This is a genomic window from Hubeiibacter jixunmingi, from assembly GCF_041928215.1.
GTDB lineage: Bacteria > Pseudomonadota > Gammaproteobacteria > Pseudomonadales > Moraxellaceae > Acinetobacter.
The window spans coordinates 1-1,294 of the sequence record NZ_JBHFHK010000121.1 but is presented as its reverse complement, the minus strand read 5'-3'; the positions used below and the strand labels follow the sequence as shown (position 1 = coordinate 1,294).

The window sequence follows — 1,294 nt, the reverse complement described above, 5'->3', positions numbered from 1 at the left end:
AGTGGTTTCACCTTAAAAACCTCAGGCAACAAAGTTTCTGGTACAGATGAACTTATCAAACCAGGTAGCACAGTTGACATGGCTGCAGGCACTAACCTGACCGTACAACAAGACGCCAATGGTAAAGTGACTTATGCGACAGCCAAAGATGTCACTTTTGACAGTGTTAAAGCAGGACCTGTGACAATTAACAGTACAGGTATCAACGCAAGCAACACAGCAATTACAGGCGTGGCAAGTAACCTAGGTACAACAGCTGTACCGACCAATCCAGCAGGCACAGCGGGTACAAGCCCACTGCTTAACCTAGGTAACACAGCAGTACTTGACACCAATGCAGCCACAGTAGGTGACTTACGTAACATGGGTTGGGTTGTATCAACAAAAGCAGGTAATGGCTACGTTGATACAGTGAAGAATGCTAATCAAGTTGACTTCAAAGGTACTGGTTTGGCGAAAGTGACAGGTGTTACTACAGCAGATGGTGTTCGTGAGATCACTGTAGATGTGAATGCCCAAGCATTAACGAATGCTTCGCAATTGCCAGTAGTTTATACAGATGTTGCAGGTAATAAGGTTGTTAAAGATCCAGTATCAGGCAACTTCTATCCAGCGAATGCAGATGGCACACCAAATAAAACATTGCCAGAAGTACCAGCAAATACAGTTGTAGCATCAATGAACAATGGTGGTAATTCTACGACCACACCAATGGCATTGGGTAATATTGCAAGTACTTTACCAAAAACCTATAGCACAACCCAAGATGTTGCGGGCAACCCTGTGACTATCACGACTGCACAAGTTGCACCGACATTAACACCAGCACAGATGAACACTGCGGCAACTGTAGGTGATGTGTTGAATGCGGGTTGGAATTTGCAAACCAATGGTGCGGCGACAGACTTTGTGAAGCCGTACGATACGGTGAATTTCAAAGATGGCAATGGTACGACAGTTGCAACGACTACAGATGGTAAAGTGAACAATGTTCAGTACAACGTAGCGGTTGATAACAAGACTACGCAAATCACAGCAACTGATAAGAATGGCGACACAGTAATTCAACAACCAGATGGTTCTTGGAAGAAAGCGGGTGGTACAGTTGTAAATGCGGGTGACGTAACTGGACCAAGTAAAGTATCGGCGATTGCACCAGCAACGACTACTTTAACAAACGTTGCGGCGGGTTCACCGAATAATGTAGGTTCGGTAGCACCAGTAGCACCAGCAGATGCGGGTAAATTTGTTACAGCAGGTGATATTGCTAACGCTATTAATAATAGTGGTTTCA

At 44.7% G+C, this 1,294-nt stretch carries 1 pseudogene; it reads left to right on the top strand.

Annotated features, from left to right (window positions below):
* Positions 1–1,294: pseudogene (locus ACEYX7_RS10885) on the top strand (trimeric autotransporter adhesin Knh); the annotation flags it as partial.